The sequence below is a fragment of the Prosthecobacter sp. Pr1 genome (assembly GCF_057652315.1).
Genome location: NZ_JBYFBS010000015.1, coordinates 24,309 through 42,744, shown reverse-complemented (window position 1 = coordinate 42,744; position 18,436 = coordinate 24,309). Strand labels below are relative to the sequence as shown.

17 protein-coding genes are annotated in these 18,436 nt (G+C 59.2%); 6 read left to right on the top strand and 11 right to left on the bottom strand.

The annotated features are described in order from the left end of the window. Positions 1-84: 84 nt before the first annotated feature. The gene (locus AC24GY_RS21045; RefSeq protein WP_487686858.1) at positions 85-549 is read left to right on the top strand and encodes an SRPBCC family protein; all 465 of its coding nucleotides are present in this window, start codon (positions 85-87) and stop codon (positions 547-549) included. 150 nt (positions 550-699) lie between these two features. Beyond that, positions 700-2,919, top strand: a complete 2,220-nt coding sequence (locus AC24GY_RS21040; protein ID WP_487686855.1) for an NADP-dependent isocitrate dehydrogenase — start codon at positions 700-702, stop codon at positions 2,917-2,919. A 17-nt stretch (positions 2,920-2,936) separates the two neighbouring features. Here AC24GY_RS21040 and AC24GY_RS21035 read toward each other — a convergent pair whose 3' ends face one another. The 6 genes from AC24GY_RS21035 to AC24GY_RS21010 form a co-directional block, all read right to left on the bottom strand. Beyond that, the gene (locus AC24GY_RS21035) at positions 2,937-3,515 is read right to left on the bottom strand and encodes a PIN domain-containing protein (RefSeq protein ID WP_487686854.1); all 579 of its coding nucleotides are present in this window, start codon (positions 3,513-3,515) and stop codon (positions 2,937-2,939) included. Beyond that, entirely contained in the window at positions 3,493-4,650 is a 1,158-nt protein-coding gene (locus AC24GY_RS21030; RefSeq protein ID WP_487686851.1) for an ImmA/IrrE family metallo-endopeptidase, read from the bottom strand. The genes AC24GY_RS21035 and AC24GY_RS21030 overlap by 23 nt, the downstream gene beginning before the upstream one ends. Continuing rightward, positions 4,647-5,225 (bottom strand): hypothetical protein, encoded by a 579-nt coding sequence (locus tag AC24GY_RS21025; RefSeq protein ID WP_487686848.1) that lies wholly within the window; start codon positions 5,223-5,225, stop codon positions 4,647-4,649. The genes AC24GY_RS21030 and AC24GY_RS21025 overlap by 4 nt, the downstream gene beginning before the upstream one ends. A gap of 334 nt (positions 5,226-5,559) precedes the next feature. Then, entirely contained in the window at positions 5,560-6,018 is a 459-nt protein-coding gene (locus AC24GY_RS21020) for a hypothetical protein (protein WP_487686846.1), read from the bottom strand. A gap of 5 nt (positions 6,019-6,023) precedes the next feature. Then, complete coding sequence (locus tag AC24GY_RS21015) at positions 6,024-6,599, bottom strand: hypothetical protein (protein ID WP_487686843.1); 576 nt, start codon at positions 6,597-6,599, stop codon at positions 6,024-6,026. 88 nt (positions 6,600-6,687) lie between these two features. Then, complete coding sequence (locus AC24GY_RS21010; RefSeq protein ID WP_487686841.1) at positions 6,688-8,223, bottom strand: hypothetical protein; 1,536 nt, start codon at positions 8,221-8,223, stop codon at positions 6,688-6,690. Between the two features lie 180 nt (positions 8,224-8,403). On the opposite strand from AC24GY_RS21010, the gene AC24GY_RS21005 reads away from it, so the two are divergent. Genes AC24GY_RS21005 through AC24GY_RS20990 form a run of 4 tightly spaced genes read left to right on the top strand, consistent with a single transcriptional unit; the run spans position 8,404 to position 12,812 of the window. Next, positions 8,404-9,837 carry a neutral/alkaline non-lysosomal ceramidase N-terminal domain-containing protein gene (locus AC24GY_RS21005; protein WP_487686838.1) on the top strand — a complete coding sequence of 478 codons (1,434 nt, stop codon included), beginning with the start codon at positions 8,404-8,406 and terminating at the stop codon, positions 9,835-9,837. Beyond that, a complete protein-coding gene (locus AC24GY_RS21000) occupies positions 9,834-10,379 on the top strand; it encodes a macro domain-containing protein (protein ID WP_487686836.1) in 546 nt (181 codons plus the stop codon). Before AC24GY_RS21005 ends, AC24GY_RS21000 begins: the two co-directional genes overlap by 4 nt. Then, positions 10,376-11,554, top strand: a complete 1,179-nt coding sequence (locus AC24GY_RS20995) for an enolase C-terminal domain-like protein (protein ID WP_487686833.1) — start codon at positions 10,376-10,378, stop codon at positions 11,552-11,554. Before AC24GY_RS21000 ends, AC24GY_RS20995 begins: the two co-directional genes overlap by 4 nt. Before the next feature lie 10 nt (positions 11,555-11,564). After that, positions 11,565-12,812, top strand: coding sequence for an MFS transporter (locus tag AC24GY_RS20990; protein WP_487686831.1), 1,248 nt, complete (start codon positions 11,565-11,567; stop codon positions 12,810-12,812). Here AC24GY_RS20990 and AC24GY_RS20985 read toward each other — a convergent pair. The 5 genes from AC24GY_RS20985 to AC24GY_RS20965 form a co-directional block, all read right to left on the bottom strand. Further along, the gene (locus AC24GY_RS20985; RefSeq protein ID WP_487686829.1) at positions 12,806-14,215 is read right to left on the bottom strand and encodes an outer membrane protein assembly factor BamB family protein; all 1,410 of its coding nucleotides are present in this window, start codon (positions 14,213-14,215) and stop codon (positions 12,806-12,808) included. The genes AC24GY_RS20990 and AC24GY_RS20985 overlap by 7 nt on opposite strands. A gap of 47 nt (positions 14,216-14,262) precedes the next feature. Then, positions 14,263-15,408, bottom strand: a complete 1,146-nt coding sequence (locus AC24GY_RS20980; protein WP_487686826.1) for a sialate O-acetylesterase — start codon at positions 15,406-15,408, stop codon at positions 14,263-14,265. Between the two features lie 83 nt (positions 15,409-15,491). After that, positions 15,492-16,664, bottom strand: a complete 1,173-nt coding sequence (locus AC24GY_RS20975) for a sialidase family protein (protein WP_487686824.1) — start codon at positions 16,662-16,664, stop codon at positions 15,492-15,494. An 88-nt stretch (positions 16,665-16,752) separates the two neighbouring features. Next, positions 16,753-17,574 carry a peptidyl-alpha-hydroxyglycine alpha-amidating lyase family protein gene (locus tag AC24GY_RS20970; protein WP_487686821.1) on the bottom strand — a complete coding sequence of 274 codons (822 nt, stop codon included), beginning with the start codon at positions 17,572-17,574 and terminating at the stop codon, positions 16,753-16,755. 159 nt (positions 17,575-17,733) lie between these two features. Then, complete coding sequence (locus tag AC24GY_RS20965; RefSeq protein WP_487686819.1) at positions 17,734-18,429, bottom strand: 3-keto-alpha-glucoside-1,2-lyase-like domain-containing protein; 696 nt, start codon at positions 18,427-18,429, stop codon at positions 17,734-17,736. Positions 18,430-18,436 lie beyond the last annotated feature (7 nt).

Here is an 18,436-nt window from a genome sequence, read left to right as displayed (position 1 = left end):
TGGGCGGTCAAACTTGCCAGAAAATCGCCCTTGCATTGTTAACCTTTTGGTTAACTAATGGCGCCACACCGCCATTCCACACCCATGACCACCACCGAATCCGACACCCTCAACCTCACACGCCTGTTCAAAGCCCCGCGCGAGCGCGTGTTTGCCGCCTTCACCACCCCCCAATATATGGACCAATGGTTTGGCTGCGGCGGCAAAACCACCACCTGCACCACGGACTTCCGCGTTGGCGGCAGCTACCGCCTCGTCACCCATTCCCCGGAAAGCGGCGAGACCTTCATTGTCACGGGCGTCTATCGTGAGATCACGCCGCCGGCCAAGGTGGTTTTCACCTGGACATATGAAGGCGATGAGGAATGGGCAGGCTGCGAATCGGTCGTGTCCGTGGAGTTCATCGCCAGCGGGGATCAAACCGAGCTGCGCCTCACCCAAAGCGGCTTCCCATCAGCCGAAAGCAGAGGCAATCACAGCCAGGGCTGGAACACCTGCATGGACAAAATGGACGCCCTGCTCACGGGCCAGCCAGCGCCAGCGTGCTGAGTCGGCGCATCGCCTAGGCAACATCTGCGGAGAAGCGGGCCCCAAACGGGTCCGCTTCTCTTGTTTTCAGTGCGCCGCGACGCACCTTGGGATTGCGCCGGAGCGTGGTCTCGTTTAGCTCTGCCGCTCTCAATTCTCCCCTTCTAAATCATGTCCGCGAAGATCATTTATACCCTGACCGACGAAGCCCCCCTGCTGGCCACCTTTTCGTTCCTGCCCATCGTGCAGGCCTTCACGAAGCCCGCCGGTATCACGGTCGAAACGCGCGACATCTCCCTGGCAGGCCGCATCCTGGCAAACTTCCCCGATTTCCTGACGGACGCACAGAAGCAGCCCGATGACCTCGCCTACCTCGGCAAGCTCTGCCAGGAGCCCACCACGAACATCATCAAGCTGCCGAACGTCTCCGCTTCCCAGCCACAGCTCAAGGCCGCCATCGCCGAGCTGCAGAGCAAAGGCTACGCCGTGCCGAATCTCCCAGAGAATCCGCAGACCGACGCCGAGAAAGACATCAAGGCCCGCTACGCCAAGGTCATGGGCAGCGCCGTGAATCCTGTGCTGCGCGAGGGCAACTCCGACCGCCGCGCGCCGAAGGCCGTGAAAGACTACGCCCGGGCGCACCCTCACTCGATGGGCAAGTGGAGCGCTGATTCCAAGACCAGCGTGGGCACCATGGGCAAGGACGACTTCTTCTCGAACGAAAAATCCGTCTGCGTGCCTGCCGCCACCGACGTGAAGATCGAGTTCATCGGCAAGGACGGCACCACCAAGGTGCTGAAGGACAAAACCCCGCTCAAGGCCGGCGAAATCCTCGACGCCACGCTCATGAGCAAGAAGGCGCTCGTCGCTTTCATCGAAAGCCAGATCGCCAAGGCGAAGGCGGACGGTGTGCTCTTCTCCCTGCACATGAAGGCCACCATGATGAAGGTGAGCGATCCCATCATCTTCGGCCACGCCGTGCGCGTGTTCTTCAAGGACCTCCTCGCCAAGCACAGCGCCGTGCTCGCTGAAATCGGTGTCGATCTGAACAACGGTTTCGGCGATCTCGTCGCGAAGCTCTCCAAGCTGCCAGCGGACAAGAAGGCCGAAATTGAAGCCGACATCCAGGCCGCCTACGCCAACGGCCCGGCGCTGGCTATGGTAAACAGCGACAAAGGCATCACCAATCTCCATGTGCCGAGCGACGTCATCGTCGATGCCTCCATGCCTGCGATGATCCGCGGCGGTGGCAAGATGTGGAACGCCGCGGGCAAGGAGCAGGACACCCTGGCCGTCATTCCCGACAGCTGCTACGCCGGTGTGTACCAGGCCGTGATCGACTTCTGCAAGAAGAACGGAGCGCTCGACCCCAAGACCATGGGCAGCGTGCCCAACGTGGGCCTCATGGCCCAGGCCGCCGAAGAATACGGCAGCCACAACAAGACCTTTGAAGTCCCTGCTGATGGCACCGTGCGCGTCACCGACAGCTCAGGTGCCGTGCTCCTAGAGCACGCCGTTGAAGCTGGCGACATCTGGCGCGCCTGCCAGACCAAGGACGCTCCTATCCAGGACTGGGTGAAGCTCGCCGTCAAACGCGCCCGCGCCTCCGGCACCCCCGCCATCTTCTGGCTCGACAAGGCCCGCGCCCATGACGCCCAGATCATCGCCAAGGTGGAGAAGTATCTCAAGGATCACGACACCAGCGGTCTCGACATCCGCATCATGACGCCCGCCGAAGCCTGCACCTTCTCGCTCGAGCGCATCGTCAAAGGGGAAGACACCATCTCCGTCACCGGCAACGTGCTGCGCGACTACAACACCGACCTTTTCCCCATCCTCGAAGTGGGCACTTCCGCCAAGATGCTCTCCATCGTTCCGCTCATGAACGGGGGCGGTCTGTTTGAAACCGGCGCCGGCGGCTCCGCGCCGAAGCACGTGCAGCAGTTCCTCGAAGAAAACTACCTCCGCTGGGACAGCCTCGGCGAGTTCTTCGCACTGGCCCCGAGCTTTGAGCACATCGCCGAAAACTTCAGCCTGCCCAAGGCCAAGGTGCTGGCAGAAACCCTCGATGCCGCCACCGGCAAGTTCCTCGAAAACGACCGCAGCCCCGGCCGCAAGCTCGGTACCATCGACAACCGCGGCAGCCACTTCTACCTCGCCCTCTACTGGGCCCAGGCCCTCGCCGCCCAGACCGCCGACGCCGAACTCCAGGCCCACTTCAAGCCCATCGCCGAAGAGCTCACCGCCAACGAAAGCAAGATCGTCGCCGAACTCCTCGCCGTGCAAGGCAACCCCGTCGAAGTCGGCGGCTACTACAAGCCCGACCTCGCGAAAGCCGATGCCGCGCTGCGCCCGAGCGCAACGTTCAATGCGATCTTGGCGAAGGTGTAATTAGTAAGCCGTGCTCGCTATGTAGGCTCATTGGTGTCTGCGTTTACAAGCGCAGACACAAAAAGCCTCCATTCTTGTGGGACACTCATTCTGGCATCAAAGATAACGGATTTGACTGCTCGTGTTATGGTATCTGCACTCATCGCTCTAAATGCTTGTTCGGAGCACAGAAGATCTAGCGTGCCGTAGGTAACAAGGGAAGGAAACGACTGTGAAATGATTCTGCGCGCTTTCAGATCATCGATTGCGGCACATCCGCCATGGATTGCACACGCAATCGTGGCTGCCTCGCCGTCGCCTAAATCATCTGGGATCGGAGCAGCCACGAGGCGAAGGAAGTCTTCTGTTTGTTCCTCGGTCATGTTAGCGACTTTAAGCACCCCGGCTCCAGTTAATTTACAAATGGCGAGCGCATCATCTTTGTTCAAACGTGACTGTCGCCCTATATCGGCTATGACAGCCTTTTCAATCAAGAAAGGACGATGAAGAGCCCGGTACAAGTCTTCTAAGCTACCGCTCGCGATCAAGTTGACCACCACACTCGTATCCAAAAAGAGTGGTGCGTCAGCGTCTCTAAGTTGGGAAGGTGATTTCATCGTTCATTTCCTCCCCGCCCATCGAATCAAGATACTTTCGAAGTTGCAGACGATCAAGCACAAGCATTTCGCTTAATTGGCCTTCAGAAAGCACCCCTCGTCTATGAGCCTCTATTGCAAGTAGTGCTGAACGAGGTGGCGACATCGAAATTGGGAGCATGGGAGCCAGTCCGGTTGCCGACTTCGCCTTCTCGGGAGAGAAACCGCGATCTTTGAGCGAATCAAATGTTCCTTTAGGAATCAGAGCAAGGCTTTCAAGGCGTCGGGCCATTGCCTCAAATGATGTTCCGAACGAATGGGCCAAGAGCAAGAGATGCCGGACAGTAAAGGCCCCACCACGTCCCACAAACTCTCGAAATCGGCGCCGAACAGCCGATGCAGGCATGAGAAAAGCTACAGAAAACAATGTTACAAATTTTTCTTCACGCGTAGCATCCACACCACCAAGACAAACATCGGCAGAATTTCTTGTGCACATAAAGTGTCCAAGTTCATGGACGATTGTCAGAATCTGACGTTCAGTTCTATGGTTAGAGTTTACGAGAATGCAGCCGCCTATTGATCGATCATATACAAATGCGCCAGAAATCGAGCCATCTAGCGGACGGAAAAAAATCCGAATTCCTAATTCCATTTCGACCAATGAAACAATGTCGCTGATAGCAGACAGTCCCAAACCAAGACGCTGCCGTAATTCCAAAGCGAGGTCTTCGGCTTGTTGGTCAAGACTGCCCGGAAGAATTACATATTCTTGAGGGTAGGACAAAGATGCACTCTGCCCCATTCGCGATTCGATCTCAGCAGCCGAGGTAGCAAGTTTAGTTAATATGCGCATTGCATCGGCTGCTGGATTTTCAGATGCGTCGTTTCGCTCAATTTTGCGAAACTTCGTCTCTAGGTCTACATGAATTGCTTCTGTGCGAAGAAGATCATTGATACTAACTCGATATAGTCCAGCAAGTTCACGCAGTTCTTCGCCACGAATCCTTCGCTGCCCTTGTTCAATAGCGACTAACGTTGTCCGTGAGATGTCCGCCTTACGTGCCGCCTCCTCTTGTTTGATTCCTACATTTGCACGAGCGATACGAAGTCTCTCGCCCAACTTGATGGGGTTGATAGCATCAACGGCGTTCATAACGCGGCTATCTGTTGGTTGATCCAGGCATCACTGGGAAGACTGCCTGTAAATGTGCGCCATTCACTCCTATGTGCTTTTAGAAGCCCGAGTAAATTATAGCCAGCATCGTCAAGTTCATCAGTATCAAATGCTTCAAAAAGTGTCTGTCTAAACATTATATCATCATGTGTCGAATCCGCTGCACGTGCTAATAGCTCCATAGCCATTACCGCATGTGCTGCAATATCAAAGTCATTTTCGCTTGGTCCGCGCCGTGCATCGCCGCATATTGCTCTTTCCAATGAAGGTGCTTTCAGATAAGGCCAAAAATAATGATCAGTTGGCTCCTTCAAACCTGCTGAATGGACTGACATCCGGCGAAGGAGGCAACCTGCACAGAGTCCGCAGTGCAAAATTTTACGTCTTTCTGTGCGAATTTGCCGTGGACCCTGTGAGCACGAGTGTGTAGAAAGCCAACCCTCATGCCTGTCATGTTCGAACAAGCGTAGTAAAACCTGCCCTTTGGTGCGCCACACTTGAGGATGTTTGATTTCGATCTTTTCTCCCCAGAATGCATTAAAAAATGCGGTCATTCGCCGAGTAAAGCCAGGATGAGAACCTCGATGAGGCGACTCTCCGCCAACAGGAATCAAGGAAGGCCCAAACGAGCCTTGACCGGCCTCCGGTATCACAATATATTGTGAACTCGCCAAATGAGCAGTCAGGCCCGCAAGTACCGAGAAAATAAAGGTTCGAGTGCGATAAGTTGGCTCGGCGTGGGTTGTTGCAGCGATGTGAACTGGCACTGAAACACGCCTGTATCGAGACCCATCAGAATCATATATCCAATCCCTATTTCCAGAGAGACCCTTATTGGCTGCTGTGATTCGAATTGGGGTGAGGTCGAATCCATCAAGCTTAAGCAATTTAGACTGCGCAAAAGAGTCTAGTCCATTGACTATAAGGTATCACAACGGTATTTTCTGCACTCAAATCAAGTTCGTGCTGGTCTAACTTTGGAAGCTTTTCATCACGTTGGATAAATTCAAAGCTCCAAGAATCACCGGTCAGGAAGTTTAGGGCATCTTCTAGAGAATCCCTAATAGTGGCGCGCTGCCAATAGCTGGGATTTCCGACCGGCATAACAATACGAATTCGCCGACACCAGCCCTTACTTAAGTGCCGCCGAATAGATCGGTCGGCAAATGACACCACACCAACCAGCAACACTAACTCGTTATCGAGTTCACTGACTGGTTTAAAGCAGAAATTCTCAAGGCGTTTTGTACAGAGTTTAACATCACGGCCAATGAGGCATGAAAGATGGCTACCTTTGGAAGGATTAATTTTATCAAAACTAGCCTGAACTTCAGTGACTTCAGTCATGACTATTAATAAGATAAGAGGTTTTCGTCCAATGAAACCATGGACGCCACCCGTTTTGGCTTTGCGAGATGCCCGCCATTCTCAATCAGTTCACGCGCAATTTCTCCAGGCACGACTAATGATGCGCAGCGTCTAATTTCCTTTAGAGTATTATCCGCCTCCCTCCCTTTGCCCTCACGCTGCACATGCCCATGCGCGGCGTTTACCATGGCTGAAAGACGTTGTTTGATTACTGCCGTTATCGCGTCTTTAAGTGTCTCAGAAGATAGGGTTTTGGTTTTAACCTGCATCCTTACGCAAGTTAACAACTGTTCTTCAAGGACACTGCCGGAACCACCGAGGGGCACCGAAGAATTGGCATAACGCACATTGCCTCCAAACAGGTCGGATTCAGCTTCGGCGGCTAAGCGGCGCAATTCGGACAAAAACTTCGGCGTAAATTCAGAATTGCAATCCTGTCTCAATGCCTCGGTACACCGCTGTTCAGCAGTCTCACCTCTTTCTGCTTCTCTGAGGCAACTGCGCAAGAACCGTTTCCAGACGGCTCGAACAGGTGCGGATTTATGAAGGTCATCACGCATAATGCATTCTCCCAATGCATGAGACAGCGGATGTCTGACAATGTCAAACTCGAAACAAATATTTTAGCGACAATGTCAAAGTTTCGCCTCACTCAAACTTGATCGAATACAAATCCGCATCGTTCAGCACAAAGCGCAGCTTCACGACTTTCCCCGCGAGCGCGCTCACATCACTACCGCTTTTCCAGGTCACGGTGCGGTTGATGGAATCACCGAAGACGGGCTGCGAATCGGCGAGCGCGAATCCAGAAATGGGCTTGCCAGCGGCATCCTGAATCTCCACCTGAATGCCACCCGCAGCGGAAGAGGCGAAGTTCATCGTGAGCGCCTTGCCGGTGAAGGTGAGGGGCTTCGTGGTCAGCTCGCCACCACTCATCGGAGCGCGGATGGAGACAAAACCGTCGAGGCGCAGGGTGTAGCGGCGGAGCTGGCTGCTCTTGCCGGTCCAGTAGCTTTCGGTGGCGTAGAAGCTGAGCTCGTTGGGCGCGCCTTCGAGCGCCGACTTCGTCTCCACAGGATGCCACGCGATGTACTGATGGCCGTAGTTCCAGGTGCCGGGGCGTTCGATGCCGGGCGGCAGGAAGGCGTCGTTCCAACGCTTGAACTTCACGCCGTCACGGCTGCTCATGAACAAACCCTCGGTGATGGCCATGCCGTAGCGGTCGCTGGCCTTGGAGCGCCATTCGCGGTGCTCGCGCTCTGGCAGCGCGCGCATGCTGTCGGACCAGCCGCGCTCGGTGTAGCGCGTGGGAAAGCCGAGCAGCAGATGCGGCGCGCGGTGGTAGGGCTTCACCTGGTTGGTGTAGAGCTGCTCGCTGGGGGAATCGACGTAGCTCAGATCGTGCTGGTTTTCCCAATGAATGAAGTCTTTCGAGGTCGCGGTGCGGATGGCGCGGTCTCCCGTGGGCTTCCAGTTCTTTTCATCCGTGGTGCCGCCGGTGAAATAGCGCCAGTAGGCACGATACTGCCCGCTGTGCGCATCCCAAAATGCGAGGTTCTGCGAATCAAACGCGCCGTCCGTGATGACAGGCGCATCTGCCATCGGCGACCAGCGCAGGCCGTCGGGCGATTTCAGCGCGAGCAGTCCCTTCGGCGAATTCGAGCGCACGATGGCCTTGTACTTCGCGTCCGCAGGCGCGGCGGGATTTTCATCTTTGAAGACGGCAGGATGACCGCCATCGGGGTCCACCTTGCCCATCTTGCCATGGGGAATGACGATGTTGTTGGCCTTCGAACCCTTGAAGTCATGCAGGCCCAGCTCCGGCTTGCGCCAGTGGATGCCGTCATCGCTCTCTGCGTAGCAGGTGAAGAGCGGATGCTCACCGGTGTTCACTTTGCCCGGTGCTGTCACGGTGAGCTGCCAGCTCTTGTAGTACATGCGGTACTTGTCTCCATCTTTGAAGACACTGTGATACCCGCTGCCGCTGCCCTCCCACGGCAGGTCATGCTCCAGAGCGATCTCCTGAATCTGCGGATGATGCAGCAGTTGCTCCGCCTTGCCGCTCAGTTTGGCGATGAGGAGGTCATCCACAAACAGCTCGCGACGGGAGCCGATGTCGATGGCGTCGGCAGCAAATGCAGAGAAGGAGCAAAGAACCAGGCAGGAGAAGAGAATCAGCTTCATGGCAGAACTACGCAGCCAGATAGTCAAATAATCTCTGGTATGACAAACAGACCAGAAGGACAGGCAGACAGCTTCATGGCAGCACGAAGCAGCCGGCGGTAAAATAATGACGGGTAAAAGGATGTTTTGAAGGATTCGGGCCTTTTCATCATTTTACCCCTCATCATTCTACCAAGTCTCATGCGCCAGCCCTCCCGCACCGAAGACCCCACACCGCAAAGCCGATGCCGCTTTGCGCTCGCGTGGTGTGACATCACGCCTCCAGCGGACATCTACTACCGCATGTGGGGCGCGGCGAAGCATGAGCGCGCCACCGGGGTGCACCGGCCGCTGCGGGCCACGGTGGCGGTGTTTGAGTCCATGGATGCAAAGCAGCGGCAGATCCTCCTCGCGCTGGATCATTGCGTGATGGGCGCCACCGAGCACGAGCAACTCGTCAAGCAAGCCGCCGCGATCGGCGGCGTTGCGCCGGAGGAGGTGCTCGTGGTCTTCTCCCACACCCATGGCGCGGGCCTCATGGGGCTGGACCGCGCCGCACTGCCAGGTGGCGATTTGATCCCGCCCTACCTGCATGCGCTGGGCGAGAAAGCAGGCCAGCTCGTGCGGCAATGCCTCGCCTCGCTGGTGCCGGCGTGCATCGTTTATGGCCGGGGCCGCTGCAGCCTGGCCACGCAGCGCGATTTCTGGGACGGCAGCCAGTTCATCTGCGGCCACAATCCCGGCGTGCCTGCGGATGACAGCGTGATCGTGGCACGCGTGACGACGGATGACGGGCGGATGCTCGCCAGCATCGTGAACTACGCCTGCCATCCCACCACGCTCGCGTGGGAGAACACGCTCATCAGCCCCGACTACATCGGCGCGATGCGCGAGCTCGTGGAGCGCGAGACCTCCGCGCCCTGCCTGTTTCTGCAAGGTGCCAGCGGCGAGCTCGGCCCGCGCGAGGGCTTCGTCGGCGACACCGCCGTCGCGGATCGCAACGGTCGCGAGCTGGGTTACGCCGCGCTCTCCACCCTCACCGCACTGCCCGCCGCAGGCACCACCTTCGTTTATCAAGGCCCCGTCGTCTCCGGCGCGACCCTCGGCGCGTGGAAGCACGAGAAGATCGATCTGGACACCAAAGCCGGGTGGAAGCTCCAGCGCTGGCACGAACCGCTGCACTACCGCCCCGGCCAGCCCACCGTGGCGCAGGTGCAGGCCGAACTCGATCAATTCCAGGCCGCCGAGGCCGCCGCGCGCGCCGCTGGCGATGAGCCCCGCGCGGCCGAATGCCGTGCGATGAGCGAGCGCAAAACCCGCCTGCTGCATCGTCTCCACCAGCTTCCGCCGGGAGACCGCTACCCGCTGCAAGTCGTCGTCTGGCACATGGGCGATGCAGTATGGGTCGGCGTGCAGGGAGAGAGCTACAGCCTCCTGCAAACCGAACTGCGCCGCCGTTTCCCGGATCAAGTCATCATCGTCGCCACCATCGCCGCCGACTGGGGCGCCTCCTACCTGCCACCGCGTGAGCTTTACGACACCGGCATCTATCAGGAGACCATCGCTGTTGTCGCAGCTGGCAGTCTGGAGCAGTTAATCGAATCCCTTTCCAAACGACTGCAAGACCTGCCATGAGACTCCATTTCGTGGACATCAATCAAGCAGTCGCCGACGCCCTTGCGGCTGCGTTTGCCAGTCACGAAGAGGTTGAAGTTATCTGTGGCGACATCCTCGCCGCAGCTTCGCATTGTGTCATCTCTCCTGCCAACAGCTTCGGGTACATGGATGGCGGGATGGATGCGGCCTATTATCATTTCTTTGGGCCATCGATTCAGTCCACCGTGCAAACAGCCATTCAACGCAGACCCGAGGGAATGCTTCCTGTGGGTGCCGCGCTGGCAGTGAGCACGGGCCATGAAAAGATTCCATACCTGATCGTAGCTCCAACGATGGAAATACCCGAAACAGTCCCAGCCTCCCACGCGGGCAGGGCATTGCGTGCAGCGTTGCGATTGATTGACCGCGAACCTTGTCTTGATGGCGATGTCTTTTGCCCAGGACTGGCAACCTTGGTCGGAGGTGTTGATCCAACCGATGCCGCCGCCAGCATGGCATCTGCCTATGAAAGCTGGCTTCAAACTCGAACCCAAGACTTGCCCACCACTATCCACCCATGAAAATCACCGCCATCGAAACACTCGTCTGCCACGCGCGGATGCGAAACTGGATCTTCGTCAAGGTCGTCACGGACCAGCCCGGTCTCATCGGCTGGGGCGAGGCGACGCTGGAGTGGCACACGCGCAGCATTGTTGGTGCCATCGAGGACATGTCGCATCTCCTCATCGGCGAAGACCCGACGCGGGTGGAGTACCTTTGGCAGGTGATGTACCGGCAGCACTTCTGGCATGGGCACGGCATCGTGCGCGCCACGGCCATCGCAGGCATCGACCTCGCGCTGTGGGACATCGTGGGCAAGGTGGCGAACATGCCGCTCTCCAAGGTCTTCGGCGGTCCGGTGCGTGATTTTGTGCGCACCTACTGCCACCTCGGCGGCGGCAAGATGGAGGACTTTTATCAAACACCTGCCGACAACGCCAAACGCTTCGCGGAGCTGGCACAGGCCGCCGTGGCAGATGGCTACACCGCCTTCAAAAGCATGGCGGTGCCCAGCACAATGCCCATCGAGGGCCAGAAGCCCGTGCGCGCCGCTGCCGCCGCCGTGGCCGCCATGCGGGATGCCGTGGGGCCGGACATCGACATCATGGTGGACTGCCATGCGCGGCCCTCACCCGCAATGGGGCTAAAGTTTGGCAAAGCCCTGGATGATTTCGGCCTCTACTTCTTCGAAGAACCCTGCTGGCCCGAATGCGTGGACGGACTCGCCCGCATCAATGCCGCACTCACCACACCCGTGGCCAGTGGCGAGCGCGTGACGAACCTGGAGGCCTTCAAGGACATGTTTGAAAAACGCGCGGTCGAGATCTGCCAGCTCGACATCACCCACTGCGGCGGGCTGAGTGCCGCCAAGCGCATCGCCGCGCTGGCAGAGGCGCATCGCATCTCTCTCGCACCGCACAATCCGCAAGGACCCGTGAGCACCGCCGCCTCACTGGAGTTCGGCTTTTCACAGCCCAGTTACATCATCTGCGAAACCGTCCACAACGATGTGCCGTGGCGCCAGGACGTCGTGGAGGAAGGCTTCATCATCGAAAAACAAGGCCGCATCGTCCGCCCGAACACCAAGCCCGGACTCGGCATCACGATCAACGAAGCGGAAGTGAAGAAGCATCCCTTCCAGCAGGAGATCGTGCTGCGTGAGTTCAGCCCCGATGGTGGCGTCGCGGACTGGTGATCTTCACGCCATGAAACCCACCCGCACACGCTTCATCGTCCTCGCAGGCATCTGCGCGGGGGCGGCGCTGGCGTATTTCACGCGCAACGGCGTGGGACCGGCGGAGAGCACCATCCGTGCGGAGCTCGGCATCACCAAGGAGCAGTCGGGCATGCTTATGAGCTCGTTCTTCTGGCCCTATGCGCTGTGTCAGATCCCTGCGGCCATGCTGGCGCAGCGGCTGGGCTCGCGCTGGTCGTTGTCGCTGTTTGGCGTGCTGTGGTCCTTGGCGACCGCGTGTCTGGCCTGGGGAAATCTGGCCGTGATGACGGGCGCACGCGCCTTCATGGGCATGGCGCAGGCCGGACTGGTGCCCGTGGGCACCACGGTGATGGCGCGCTGGTTTCCACGCACGGCCCAGGCCTCGGCCTCGGGTGCTTTCAGCGGCTTCATGTCCGTGGGCAGCATCATCGCCGCGCCGCTGACGGCCTGGCTCGTGGTGAGCATCGGCTGGCGCTGGATGTTCGTGTGGTATGCCGTGCCCGGCGTTCTGTGGGCGGCGTGGTTTGCGATTTGGTACCGGAACCGGCCTGCGGACCATCCGGCGGTGAATGCCGCCGAACGCGCACAGATCGAACAGGACGCTCCGCATGAGCCCGCAGAAACTCCGCGCGTGCCGTGGGGGCTGCTGCTGCGGAGTCCGGCGCTGTGGTGCCTGTGTATCCAGCAGTTCTGCCGTGCGGCAGGGTACATTTTCTTTGCCAGCTGGTTTGCCACCTACCTGCAGGAGGCACGCGGGGTGACCATCCTCGGTTCCGGCTGGCTCACCACACTGCCGCTGCTGGCCGATGTGACGGGCTGCATGGCCGGCGGCCTGCTGTCAGATGCGCTGCTGCGCCGGACGGGCAGCCAGCGCCTTGCGCGGCAGGGCCTGACCGCCACCGCCCTGCTGCTGTGTGCAGGTTTGATTTTCTGCGCCTGGTTTGTCGCGAATCCGGTGATCGCCGTGCTGGTGATCAGCGTGGGCATGTTCTGCGCCGCCACGGCCAATCCCTGCCTCGGCGCCACCGTGATGAACATCGGCGGCCCCCATGTGGCCACCCTCAGCGCGACGACCAACATGTGCGGCAATCTGGGCGCCGCAGCCTTCCCCATCCTCGTGCCCTGGCTGCTCGCCCACGCCGGTGGCTGGAATGCCGTGCTGGCCGGCTTTGGCGCACTTTACATCATTGCCGCCGCGTTCTGGCTGCTGATTCGCAATGAGCGCATCTCTCAGTGACCGAAAGCGCACAGGTGCTTGTTCGTGCGCACATAGATCACGCCATCCACAATCGCAGGCGAGGCGAACACAGGCGCTTTGAGATCATTCTTCGCCAGCACCTTCAGCGTGTCAGTCGCCGCATCCATCACCGAGACGACGCCACGCTGGGACGTCACATACACGCGCCCATCCGCAGTCACCGCAGAAGCATAGTACTCGCCGGAAGCATCAAGCCGCTCTGCTTGGAAGATCGGGCTGCCACTCTTCGCATCATACGCTGAGGCCAGCCCGCCACCTTTCACCGTGAAGACGCGCCCGTTGGCAATGACGGGAGAAAACACATACGGCAGTTGCTTCGTCTGCCGCCAGATCACATGCGTGTCCGTGATGTCGCCGCTGCCACCGGCCTTGATGGCAAAGAGCTGGTTCGCCGCCTTGGCGAAGATGTCGCGCATGGCGTCATACTCGGCCTGGTTGACCGTGCCGTTCTTGTCCGCATCGATGATCGTGAAGCGGTCGCGCAAGGGGCCCTCGGGAAACTCCTTCTCGCTGAGCAGACCGTTTTTGTCCGCATCATGCGCAGCAAGGAAGGCGTCATGCGGCTCCATCTCTACACGGTCATCCGGATCCCCGCCCGCGTTCCAGCCGCAGACGATCAGCACATCCCCCACCGCAATGGGGCTCGTATTCGACACACGCGCCATGCCGCTGGCAGACCAGCGCAGCTTGCCGTCCTTGAGATCATAGCTGCGCGTCCGCAGCGATCCGCTCACGATGAGTTCCTCGATGCCATCATGCTTCCACACGAACGGCGTGGAAAAACTCCGGCGGAATTCGCTGCGATCCACGCGCCACACGGGCTCACCCGTCTTCACATCCAGCGCGATCATGTAGCTGCCCACATCCTGATCCGCCACGATGATCACCTTGCCATCCGCGATGATGGGCGAGGCACTGGTGCCAAACTCCACGATCGGCGCAGGCAGCGGCTTCTGCCACAGCACCTTGCCATTCCAGTCATACGCCAGCACACCGTATGAGCCGAAGTAAGTGATCAATCGCTCACCATCCGTGCAGCACGTCGGAGTGGCCGGGCTTCCGATGCGGTGCGCGCCTTCCACCTTTTCCGCCGGGGACGCCGCACGCCACAGCTCATGCCCGTCCTTCCGGCTCAGGCAAAGCGTCACCAGCTTACCGCCATCCAGCCCCGTGAGCGCGATTTTGTCCTGCCAGAGGCACGGCGACGAATGCCCAAACGGCACCTCCACCTGCCACTTCACATTCTTCCCCGCACCAAACTCCACCGGTGGGTTCCCCGTGCCGAGCCCAAGCCCGCCCTCACCCCGAAACTGCGGCCAGTTGGATTCAGCAAGACACGGAGTGATGAATATCGTGGAGAGCAGGAGATGGCGGAGTAGCATGGACATAAGAAGCGGGCGGCAGGCCCGAGTCTTTCGCGCAGAACACTTCATTTCAACTCCCGCTCCAGCCAGGGAATGATTTGAGCGGCCCAACGGCTGCCATGCTCACGCAGGCCTGCGCCGCTGAAGTGCACGCCCTTGCCACCTCGCTCGCGGAGTTCGCCCTTGAGGGCATCGCTGTCCGGCCCAGCGAGAGCGATGCCGTCCCGCCACAGGGATGCCTGTGCCAAGCGGATGTCGGGGGAGCCTTCATCTCCCGGCACATGGTAGCTGGCCTGGGCGACAAACCACGGAGCCTGCCAGCCGATGTCGCGGCGGGAGCTGGCAATGATTTTTTCCAGATGCTCGCGATACATCTTTCCTGGCAGTGTGCGATTTGGGTCCTTCTGGTTCGCATCACTCTCGCCCTGATGCCAGAGCACGGCACGAAAGCCATGCTGGCCGGCGCCCTGCATGAGCTGAAGCAATCTGGCATAGGCCGTGCCGTTGCTTTCCCACTCGCCGTCGGGGAGCTTCTGCACACGGGATTCGATCGTTGGAGGTTGCGGAAACGGCACGCCTTTCGGCAGCCATTCCCGCACACTGGTCGCCCCGATACCACAGGGGATGAAGGCGACCGGCACCTTGAATTTCTCCACCAGTGCATCGCCAAGCGGCGGCATGAAGCTGCCGCCCTGGCCGCTGGCGCCGGGCTGCGGATCGTTCGCAAGCTGCCAGCGCCGGCCATCACAGACCGAGACACGACCTGTCTGCGTGGATTGCTTTTCTTCACCGTGGTTCGCCGAGTTTGACTGACCGGCGACAATGAAAATCTCACCAATGCCGACGTGTTCGACCGTCGCCTCTTCGATCACCTTGCCGTTCAGCTTGGTGCGAAGTTCGAGCCGGTGCCAGCCACCTGCGGGCAGTTCATATCCTGCGCTGAATGACAAATCATTGATCGCTGCCTTGAGCGGTGTCCAGCCACTGGTTTGTCCATTCACCACGGATCGTACCAAGACCTCGTTCGGCATCTGTGCGAACACGCCGGAGATCGTGATGTTCCCTTGGTGAGCATCCCTGCGTTGAAAGACCTGGTAATCGAGCGGTGCGTTGAGTTTGAGCTGGGCAGGCGCGGCTTCGGGTGGTGTGGTTTGCGCATGCAGCTTGCACAGCGCAAAGAGGAAGACAGACAGGAGCAGAAAACATTTCATGGCAGGATCGCAATGTAGCGCAGTGCCGTGCTGCTGCACAAGGAGCACGGAATTCATTCCGCGCTCCCCTCCTTGAGCCGCCCTCACTCGATCCGCCACGTGGCCTGCCTCAGCACCGCCAGCTTCGGCTCCTTCATCGTCTCATACCACACGCTCAGCAGCGTCCCATCGGCCAGCTCGACGGTGCTGGGATAACCGAGATCACCGCCAATGCCATCGCCGGAGAGGATCATGGCTTCGCTCCAAGTCTGCCCGTTGTCGCTGCTGATGCGGGCCTGATTGCCATAAGGCTTGCGGCGGTGGCCGTAGGTCATAACAAGGCGGCCGTCGCGCAGGCGCAGCAGATGGGTGGGCAGCCCCCACACACCGATGCTGTGTGGTTCGCTCCAGGTCTTGCCGCCGTCCTTGGACTCCGTCTGCAGCGTCTCGCCCTTGTTGGCGTCATTGTGATTGCGGATCTGCGCAATCAGCGTGCCGTCCGCCGCCTCGACCGCATGCAGTTCGTGATACGACCTGACGGCGTTGTCTCCTTTGCGCGTGGGGATTTCCGCCAGCCACTGCCAGGTTTGGCCGTCGTCCTTCGACTCCGCCACGCCGACCTTTTTGTCGGTGGTCCAGAGTTGTTTCCCCGCATAGAGCAAGCGTCCATCCTTGAGCTGGATGGGGCCATGCGGGCTGTTCACGATGGTGGGGATGCGGGTGGACCAGGACTTGCCGCCATCGGTGGAGCGGATCACCCATTCGCCGAGCTCCGCTTTGCGCTCTTCATCATTGAGGCGCTCATGCGCAGCCTTCCACTTCACAAACTGTTCCTGCGGCATGGTTTTCGAGGTCCAGCCCTTGTCCGTGTGCTCGGCAAAGGTGCTGGCCTTCTTGAAATGATCTTCATAGGCCAGCGAGGTGAAGGTGCTGACAATGAGAGAGCCCTTGGCCGTCTCCAGCACACCGGAGTCGCGATCATCCGTTGCCGTGTCCAGCAGCACACGCGGCCAGGTCCAGGTGGCGCCGTTGTCACGCGAGGTCATGGCATGCACCTGCCCAAAGGGACACACATGCGATTCACGGCCGCCGGACCACGAAACCCACAGCTCGCCATTTTGTCTGCGCACCACGGTCGGCCAGCCATGATAAAATTCCGGCTGCTGGGAGATCACCTTGGTCTCAATGATCTTCGCTACAGGCGCGGCTCCCCGGGCGATGAACGGAAAGGCAAGTGCGGAGGTCGTGGTGGCAAGAAAGCGGCGTCGATTAGTCATGATGCTGGAGATTACGCGAGCGCTGTGTTTGCTTTCGCAGCAAACCCTTGGTCCGAACACCGAACCAGTGTGAGAGGTGAGGCAACCATCACTCCGCCGCTTTCCTGCGCACAAACTTCTGCACCCGCGCACCGGTTCCTTCAGCGACATAAACCGCACCATCCGGGCCAACCGCAATGTCATGCCCGAGCTGAAACTGCCCGGCTGCTTTGCCGTGGCTGCCAAAGGTGTCCAGCACCTTCCCGGCAGGATCCAGCTCCACCGCCTTGCCCCGCATCTGCGGCTTCAAGGAGGGAGAACCGCCATCAATGACGAACAGATGGCCGTCAGGAGCAGTAGCAATGCCATACGGTTTGCCGATCTGCGGGCCTTTCCATTCATGCTGGAATGCCCCCTTCGCATCGAAGACCTGCAGCCGTTCATTCTCGCGGTCACAGACAATGACGCGTCCCTGCGCATCCACGGTGATGCCATGCGGCAGATGAAACTCACCCGGCCCACGGCCTTTCGTGCCCCATTGAAAATCAAAGCGGCCGTCAGCGGTGAATTTCATCACGCGCGTGTTTTGGTAGCCGTCGCTCACGTAAAAAGAGCCGTCTGAAAGCACCGCCACATCCGTGGGCAGATTGAAATGCTTGTCATCGCTGCCGGGCACACCCGCCCCGCCCAAGCTGAGCAGCACCTCGCCAGTCGGCGAACATTTGAAGACCTGATGCAGGCCCACATCCGTGAGCCAGAGATTGCCCGCGTGATCCACCGTGAGCCCATGCGGCATGATGAAGCGCTTCGCCCCCCACCTATTGAGAAGCCGTCCCGTCGCGCCATCAAACACACTCACGGTTGGCGCAGCGATGGCCTCTTTGGGAAACGGCTTGGACCACACCCGGCCGCTGCGATGAAAAACGTACACGCGGTTCTGCGCATCGACACCGACCCCGGCACAAAGGCCGAGCACATGCCCTCCGGCAACTGCGGCCAGCCAGGGACAACCTCATGCTGGGATTGCGCCAAAGACGCCGTGGCGAAGAGACCGAGGAAGAGGATGAAGCGCATGGCAGGAGTTAAAAACTCACTTCAGTTTCGAAACCTTCACGTCATCCACATCCGCCGATTTGTTCACGGCGAGGGTGATCATTCGTTTCGTTGGATGGGCGATGCCTTTGCTGCTGAATGAAACGGCTTCCAGATCGTCGATGCGGACGGTCATCTGGTCGCCGACGATCTTGATGTTCATGCTGTGCCATTCGTTGGGCTTGAGGTCGAGCTTGAAGGATTTGGTTTTGGATTTGAGGAGAGCGGCGAGTTCAGGTGACTTGTCGCCTTTCTCGCGGCGGGCGCGGATCTCGTTGTCCATGCCGCCGGTCTTCGAATCGGTGATTGTCACCGCCTTGTTGGTCACACGTGCGATGCAGAGATGTCCCGCGTGCACGGTCTTGAGCTCACGATCCACGAAATCGACACCGAGATCATCGCCTTCTCCCAGCCGGAACTTCAACTGCACGATGCCGTCCTGAAACTCCGCCGCGTGAAAGATCGCCACGCCATGATCAGCCTCGGCATGCTTGGTCACATGCATGTAGCCGTCGATGAGATCCACCTGCTGATGCCCCTTGGCGCGCCACGCGCTGTTGCTGGTCCAGCCGTTGCCGATGTCCTCCTTGCCCGGCGTGGCTTCATCACGGGAGAAGTCGTCGGAAAAGACCGGGATGATGAAGTCGGCGCGCAGAGAGAGGCAGAGAGTGAGGAAGATGAGGAGGCGTTTCATAAGCATC